General features: G+C 32.0%; 10 protein-coding genes. 5 read left to right on the forward strand and 5 right to left on the reverse strand.

Annotated features, from left to right (window positions below):
* Positions 1-177 precede the first annotated feature (177 nt).
* A complete protein-coding gene (locus tag AB8B90_RS04685) occupies positions 178-762 on the forward strand; it encodes an RNA polymerase sigma factor (RefSeq protein WP_405334153.1) in 585 nt (194 codons plus the stop codon).
* Positions 763-822: 60 nt separating this feature from the next.
* Positions 823-966, forward strand: coding sequence for a hypothetical protein (locus AB8B90_RS04690; RefSeq protein ID WP_405334155.1), 144 nt, complete (start codon positions 823-825; stop codon positions 964-966).
* A gap of 28 nt (positions 967-994) precedes the next feature.
* Here the strand turns inward: AB8B90_RS04690 and nth are convergent, their stop codons facing one another.
* On the reverse strand, positions 995-1,654 hold the full coding sequence (nth, locus tag AB8B90_RS04695) for an endonuclease III domain-containing protein (protein WP_405334157.1): 660 nt from the start codon (positions 1,652-1,654) through the stop codon (positions 995-997).
* Positions 1,655-1,689: 35 nt separating this feature from the next.
* On the opposite strand from nth, the gene bcp reads away from it, so the two are divergent.
* Positions 1,690-2,145 (forward strand): thioredoxin-dependent thiol peroxidase, encoded by a 456-nt coding sequence (bcp, locus tag AB8B90_RS04700; RefSeq protein WP_405334159.1) that lies wholly within the window; start codon positions 1,690-1,692, stop codon positions 2,143-2,145.
* Between the two features lie 58 nt (positions 2,146-2,203).
* Here bcp and AB8B90_RS04705 read toward each other — a convergent pair whose 3' ends face one another.
* Positions 2,204-3,658 (reverse strand): TonB-dependent receptor, encoded by a 1,455-nt coding sequence (locus AB8B90_RS04705; RefSeq protein ID WP_405334169.1) that lies wholly within the window; start codon positions 3,656-3,658, stop codon positions 2,204-2,206.
* Between the two features lie 93 nt (positions 3,659-3,751).
* Here AB8B90_RS04705 and AB8B90_RS04710 point away from each other — a divergent pair, with 93 nt between their 5' ends.
* Positions 3,752-4,513, forward strand: a complete 762-nt coding sequence (locus tag AB8B90_RS04710; protein WP_405334172.1) for an MBL fold metallo-hydrolase — start codon at positions 3,752-3,754, stop codon at positions 4,511-4,513.
* 9 nt (positions 4,514-4,522) lie between these two features.
* A complete protein-coding gene (locus AB8B90_RS04715; protein WP_405334161.1) occupies positions 4,523-5,038 on the forward strand; it encodes a hydrolase in 516 nt (171 codons plus the stop codon).
* Positions 5,039-5,040: 2 nt separating this feature from the next.
* Here AB8B90_RS04715 and AB8B90_RS04720 read toward each other — a convergent pair whose 3' ends face one another.
* The 3 genes from AB8B90_RS04720 to AB8B90_RS04730 form a co-directional block, all read right to left on the reverse strand.
* Complete coding sequence (locus AB8B90_RS04720; protein ID WP_405334163.1) at positions 5,041-5,688, reverse strand: alpha/beta hydrolase; 648 nt, start codon at positions 5,686-5,688, stop codon at positions 5,041-5,043.
* A 4-nt stretch (positions 5,689-5,692) separates the two neighbouring features.
* Positions 5,693-6,025: a hypothetical protein gene (locus tag AB8B90_RS04725; RefSeq protein WP_405334165.1), complete on the reverse strand. Its 333-nt coding sequence runs from the start codon at positions 6,023-6,025 to the stop codon at positions 5,693-5,695.
* A gap of 12 nt (positions 6,026-6,037) precedes the next feature.
* Positions 6,038-7,056: dihydroorotase (locus tag AB8B90_RS04730; RefSeq protein ID WP_405334167.1), on the reverse strand; the 1,019-nt coding region annotated here is incomplete at its 5' end.

A 7,056-nucleotide genomic window follows, 5' to 3' on the forward strand; every position in this document is an offset into this window, starting at 1 on the left:
AAAATGGATTGTTGTCAATTAAAATGTTAAAGTTTAGTGTGTTTTTTTGGAAATTCGGAATGAATGTTGTTATATTTGATTTATAACTCACTAAAACAGAGACGCCTATTTCATAAGATTACTTTATAAAGTTTAACCCCAAGCTAAGATTTTTTTCTTTGCAATAAAGTAACAATTATGAGACACGAACTTATCACAGACGCTGTTTTAGTTAGAAACTACATGGATGGAGACGAAAGCGCTCTTTCAACCCTAATAAACAGACACAAACAAAGAATTTACAGTTTTATCTATTCAAAAGTATTTGATAGAGATATCACCGAAGATATTTTTCAAGATGCATTTATCAAGGTCATTAAGAATTTAAAACTTGGTAAGTATAATGAGGAAGGTAAATTTTTACCATGGGTAATGCGAATTTCTCATAATCTGGTTATTGATCACTTTAGAAAAAATAATAGAATGCCAAAATTTGATAATTCTGGTGAATTTAGCATTTTTTCTGTACTAAGTGACAATGCTTTAAATGCAGAAAAACAAATCATTAAGGATCAGGTAGAATGTGATTTACGTCGACTCATAGAAGAACTACCAGATGACCAAAAAGAAGTATTGGTAATGCGTATGTACAGGGATATGAGCTTTAAAGAAATTTCAGAACGTACAGGTGTTAGTATCAATACTGCTCTCGGTAGAATGCGTTATGCTTTGATTAATCTTAGGAAAGTAATTGATAAAAACAATATCATTTTAACAAATTGATACAATAAGTAAAGAATTTGTGCGTTTAGGGAATTAGAAGAAACCAATTAAAAACCTAAAATGGCAAAACTTTACTCAGAATGTCCCCAAAAAAAAGACAACCTTAACCCAAAAAAAGAAACAGTAGATTTTCTTTTAAATTATTCCAAGGCTTTAAGTGTTATACATTATAATGGTTTGGAGTTTGAAGCACTCCAAAATTAAATTTTAAAAAGTCCTGATTCGTTAGTCGTCAGGACTTTTTATTTTTGTAATAATCGTTTAGTACGGAAGATCTACCAATAGTTTTTGTAATAATATCTTTATCTAAATTCCATCCTCTAGCTGGAGAATACTCCCTTCCATACCAAATAATTTGAAGATGTAAATCATTCCACAGTGCCTCAGGAAATAAACGTTTAGCATCTTTTTCTGTTTGAACTACATTTTTTCCATTTGTTAAATTCCATCGATACATCAACCTGTGAATATGCGTGTCAACTGGAAAAGCAGGAATTCCAAATGCTTGAGACAGCACCACAGCAGCAGTTTTATGGCCTACAGCAGGAAGTTCTTCAAGTGCTTCATATGTTTGCGGGACTTCACCATTATGCTTTTCAATTAAAATGTGAGACAAACCATGAATACCTTTGCTTTTCATTGGAGATAGACCAACAGGTTTTATAATTTCCCTTATCTCTTCAACTGAAAGCTTAATCATGTCATAAGGATTATCTGCTTTTTCAAATAGCAAAGGCGTGATTTGGTTTACGCGAACATCTGTACTTTGTGCAGACATCAAAACAGCAATTAAGAGTGTATATGGATCTTTGTGTTCTAAAGGTATTGGAATAGTTGGGTACAATTCTTTTAACGTATTAATAACAAATTCTACCTTTTCTTGCTTAGTCATAAGTCGTATTTTTACAAAAAGTAAAGTTAGGAAATATGACACAATTAAAAGTAGGGGATAATGCTCCAAATTTTTCAAGTCTAGATGAACAAGGAAATACAGTTTCTTTAGCAGATTACAAAGGGAAAAAACTAGTAGTTTTCTTCTATCCCAAAGCCAGTACTCCAGGTTGTACAGCTGAAGCCTGTAATTTAAATGATAATTTTGAGCGTTTTAAAGCACAAGGTTATGAAATTTTAGGTGTTAGTGCTGATAGTGCAAAAAGACAATCCAATTTTAAGAATAAATACGGATTTCAGTATCCATTATTAGCAGATGAAGATAAAGCTGTTATAGAAGCATTTGGTGTTTGGGGACCGAAAAAATTTATGGGTAAAGAATACGATGGTATTCATAGAACAACCTTTGTTATTGATGAAAATGGAGTTGTTGAAGATGTGATTACTAAAGTGAAGACTAAAGACCATACTGCTCAGATATTATCTGAGTAATATGTGATTCTAAAATAAAAAAGCCACCAATATTTTGGTGGCTTTTTTATTTTATATGCTAGTTGTTTCCGAGATATACCTGTTCAGATTCAAATCCGAATAAACTTTTTTCCTTGATTAGCTTGGCAACTCCTTCTGGTAGCATTGCCTCCCAATCATCATCTCCATCAGCTATCATTTTTAAAACTGTTCTTGAGAATACGGTTAAAATGCTTTCATCATAATCTGTAATGTCAACTACTTTCCCATTGTATTTAAAGAATTTGTAAAGTTCTTTCATTCTAGGATGTACCTTCAAGTCTTCACTATTAGTGATTGTATTGTCATCATTTTGCATCGGGTAGAGATATACTCTTAAATCTTTGAAAAACAATTTTCCAAAGGCTTCAAGAATTCCTCCACTTAGATGACGATAATATTTCTCATCAAAAATATCAACGAGATTATTAACTCCCATTGCTAACCCCATTCTGGCTTTAGTGTATTGAGAGAAATACTCGACAAGTTTATAATACTCTTGGAAATTTGAAATCAAAACAGTTTGACCTAATGAACAAAGTAATCTGGCTCTATCCATAAAGTCTTGCTCGTCAATTTCACCCTCAGCTCTCAAGTTGGATAAGGTGATTTCAAAAATAACTTGCGTTTTATTGATATCAACTTTATTTTCTTTAATGAACATGTCATAAGATTTCTTATACATATCCATATTAACTTTAGTTACTGGCCTAAAACTACCACGCAACGTCAAGATATTTTTCTTGTAGAGAACTCTAGCTGGAAGTACATTGTTTCCATCTGGAGCAAACATAACAGCGTCAGTCATTCCGTTTTTAACCAATTGTAAGCTCATTAAACGATTATCAACATCTTCAAAAATAGGTCCAGAAAAGTTAATGGTATCAATTTCTACTTGATCTTTATCTAAATGATCATAAAGATATCTTAGTAATTTTTTTGGCTCATTATATTTATAGAAAGCACCATAGATGAGATTTGTACCTAAAACACCAAGTGTTTCTTGTTGTAATCTTGCATCATTTTCTTTGAATCTAATATGGAGGACAATTTCATTGTAATCTTGATTAGCATCAACTTGATATTTGATTCCAACCCAGCCATGGCCTTTGTATTTTTTTGCAAAATCAATAGTTGCAACTGTATTAGCATATGCAAAGAACATTTTATTAGGATGAGTCTCTCTTTTTATACGTTCTTCAACAAGATTAACCTCGTGATCTAACATTTTACGAAGTCGTGCTTCTGTTACATATCTTTTGTCGTTTTCTATTCCGTAAATCGCATCACTAAAAGCTTTGTCATAAGCAGACATAGCTTTTGCTATTGTTCCTGAAGCGCCTCCAGCTCTAAAAAACTGACGTACAGTTTCTTGTCCAGCACCAATCTCTGCGAAAGTTCCGTATATGTTTTCGTTAAGATTAATTCTTAGACATTTGGTTTTTAACGAAGGGATTTCGTCAAACTCTCTATCTCCTTTTAAGGTTATTTCCATCTTTAAGTCTGGGTTTGTCAACATTACAAAGGTATTAAAATCGAAGGTATAACTAAAAAAATAAGTTTTATTTTTGCTATAAATTAAATGACTTTGAAAATTACGTTTTTAGGCACAGGTACATCTCAAGGAATTCCAGTTATAGGAAGTGATCATCCAGTATGCTTAAGTGTAAATCCTAAAGATAAACGCTTGAGAGTATCTATTCTAGTAGAATGGGATAAGTTTGCTTATGTCGTTGATTGCGGACCAGATTTTAGACAGCAAATGCTTAGAGCAGGCTGTTGTCGAATTGATGGTATCGTTTTTACACATGAACATGCCGACCATACAGCTGGTTTAGATGACATAAGACCTTTTTATTTTAGACAAGGCGACATTCCATTTTATGCTCACAAACGTGTATTAGCCGAACTAAGAAAACGTTTTGACTATATATTTACAACTGAAGCTAAATATCCTGGAGTACCAAGTGTGATTCAAAATGAAATTAAGAACGAACCTTTTAATTTAGGTAATTTAAAAGTGATTCCAATAAATGGTTATCACCATAAATTGCAAGTATTCGGATTTCGTTTTAATGATTTTGCATATTTAACAGATATGAAAACTGTTGCAGACGAAGAGATTGAAAAGTTGAAAGGTTTAAAAATTCTCGTCGTTAATGCATTGCGTGAAAAAGAGCATATCTCACATTTTAACGTGGCAGAAGCTTTAGCATTTATAGATAAAGTACAGCCAGAGAAAGCTTATTTAACTCATATTAGTCATTATTTAGGATTTCACGATGACGTGCAACAAAAGTTGCCGAAAAACGTTTTTTTGGCATATGATAACTTACAATTAGAACTTTAAACTTAGACTATGAAACAAAGACTGTTCATGTATTTATTTATTTTCACTTTACTATTAGTGATTTTTCAGTTTGTAAACTCAAAAAGTATAATAGAAGGCTATGACCAAAAGCTTACTAACTATATGGAAGCCAATACCAAGCTTAAAGACTCTATAAGAGGACTTGAAGATGATATGGTTTCTGATTTGTATACTTTTAAATTTGATACCAATGACGATGCAATGATGTATTGGGAGGATCAAGGGTTTCGAATTTCAGAGTTTGTCCCGTTTATAAAAGATGAACTTATGAATCTTAATATTTATGATACAGAAGACCATCCTTTAGTCCCTTATGCATCAATGTCTGGCCAAAAGATGTTGATTGATCAAATACGAATGCTGAATCATAAATGGATTATTGCCAGTTTTACTGATGGTAAATATTGGGGAGAAATGCTTCTGTCTTATGAGATTGAAAAAGTTAAAGATCAGAAGGAGTTAAAGTTTAAAATCATTGAATCGTCTTTATACAAGCCAAGATAATTCTAAATTCTTTTTTCAAGCCAACTTCTAAATTCATAAAAATTCTGAGGTGCAACACCATGCCCAACTGGAAATTCAGAATATGTATTTTTGATGTTTAAAGTATTTAAAAACTGCGGTGCTTTTCTAGCCCAATCTACAGGTATGACTTGATCAACACTGCCATGAGAACAATAAAAATCTAAATGCGAATGATCTTTACTTTCTAAATTATCGATTAACATGTCGTCACTAATATAGCCACTCAAAGCAATAATATTTTTAACTTTTTTTGGATAGCTTAATGCTACGGCGTAACTTAAAATAGTGCCTTGACTAAATCCTAAAAGTGTCACATTGTTTATGTCAACAGGATATGATTCACAAGCTTGATCAATAAAAGCTGCAATTTTATCTCGTGATTCTGTAGCTTGTTCCACATCATTCCATTTATTTTGATGAGCATCAAAATTAATGGCATACCAGGCATTACCATAAGGTTGCATAGGATAAGGCGCTCTTACCGAAATAATGAATATTTTTTCAGATAATTCTTTAGCAAATGAAAACAAATCATTTTCGTCACTACCATAGCCATGACACATAATCAATAATGGTGCATTTTCTTTTAAAGACGATGGTCTTGTAATGTAATGTAATTGAGAATTCATAGGTTTATTGTCCAATTGTAGCGAAAAGTTTCTGGAAAAATGGTCCTAAAACAGGAACCTCATTCATTTTTTTTCCTACTGCTCCAAAAATACCATACAGAAATAATACAATAAAAAAGATCCAAAAAGAAGTTGAAATCATCCAACTATCAAATGCGCCAATAAAATAGCCTAAAGCCATTTGCAAAAGCCATAAACCTAAAGCTTGTCGAATGTGAAACGATACAAGAGGATTTCGTACCTCACGATTCATAAAAAAAGCTATTAAGGTGCCAATAAGAGTGATGTAAGCTACAATAGCTAAACTATCATTATTACTATTTGAAGTCTCTTGCATAATTAATAATTGTTATTTAGAAAGGATAAGCTTATTGTTTGAAACAATGCCATAAACCATTCCTTTTAATACTTTGTTTTCGAATATTGAGTTTTTAGATCTTGATAATATATTATCTCTAGTGAATATGATATTTTCACTAGGAGTAAATAAAGAAATATCTGCTTTATTGCCAACAGCAATTGTAGATGAGTCTATATTAAAACGTTCTTTTCCTTTAGTAAGTAATTCAATAGTTTTCTTTAAAGTGAATATAGAGTTTAATGCGCCAAAAGCACTTTCTAAACCGATAGTTCCGTACTTAGCAAAATCAAATTCAATTTTTTTATCTTCAATATCTATGGGATTGTGATCACTGGTTACCATATCAACAGTGCCATCTTTTAAACCATCAATTAATACTTCAATATCTTTTTGGGTTCTTAAAGAAGGTAAGACTTTAAAATTCGTATTGAAGGTTTTTAAATCTTCATCAGTAAATATTAAGTTGTGTATTGCAACACTGCAAGAAACATCTAGTTTTTTCTGTTTAGCAGCTCTAATTAATTCTACTGATTTTGCAGTGGAAATGGTTGGGATATGAAGCTTGCCTTCTGTGTATTCTAAAATAGATAAGTCTCTTGAAATTTGTAATTCTTCAGCAAGTGCTGGGTTGCCTTTTAATCCTAAGGATGTACTTGTTATATTTTCATTCATAACACCTAAACCACTAATTTTTGATTCTTGGGGAAATGAACAGATCAAACCATTAAAGTTGCTAGCATATTGCAAAGCAAGCTTCATTAAATTCGGGTTTTCTACGGGATGTTGATAATCATAAAATGCAACTGCACCAGCATTTCTCATGTCAAATAGTTCGGCTAAATCTTTACCATCACTATTTTTAGTTAAAGCACCAATAGGATAGAGGTTAGTTGCATGTTTATCTGCTTTAGATTTTAGAAATGAAATGCCAGCATTGGAATCAATCACTGGGTTAGTATTTGCATTAAGTGCTACCGAAGTAAAACCAGAATAAGATGCCGTTTTAA

Origin of the sequence: Psychroserpens sp. (genome assembly GCF_045105015.1) — a bacterium.
Lineage (GTDB): Bacteria > Bacteroidota > Bacteroidia > Flavobacteriales > Flavobacteriaceae > Psychroserpens.

Excerpts from the sequence above, each read along its gene's own strand:
- AB8B90_RS04685 (WP_405334153.1), top strand. The coding sequence starts at position 178 with ATGAGACACGAACTTATCACAGACGCTGTTTTAGTTAGAAACTACATG.
- AB8B90_RS04690 (WP_405334155.1), top strand. The coding sequence starts at position 823 with ATGGCAAAACTTTACTCAGAATGTCCCCAAAAAAAAGACAACCTTAAC.
- nth (WP_405334157.1), bottom strand. The coding sequence starts at position 1,654 with ATGACTAAGCAAGAAAAGGTAGAATTTGTTATTAATACGTTAAAAGAA.
- bcp (WP_405334159.1), top strand. The coding sequence starts at position 1,690 with ATGACACAATTAAAAGTAGGGGATAATGCTCCAAATTTTTCAAGTCTA.
- AB8B90_RS04705 (WP_405334169.1), bottom strand. The coding sequence starts at position 3,658 with ATGGAAATAACCTTAAAAGGAGATAGAGAGTTTGACGAAATCCCTTCG.
- AB8B90_RS04715 (WP_405334161.1), top strand. The coding sequence starts at position 4,523 with ATGAAACAAAGACTGTTCATGTATTTATTTATTTTCACTTTACTATTA.
- AB8B90_RS04720 (WP_405334163.1), bottom strand. The coding sequence starts at position 5,688 with ATGAATTCTCAATTACATTACATTACAAGACCATCGTCTTTAAAAGAA.
- AB8B90_RS04725 (WP_405334165.1), bottom strand. The coding sequence starts at position 6,025 with ATGCAAGAGACTTCAAATAGTAATAATGATAGTTTAGCTATTGTAGCT.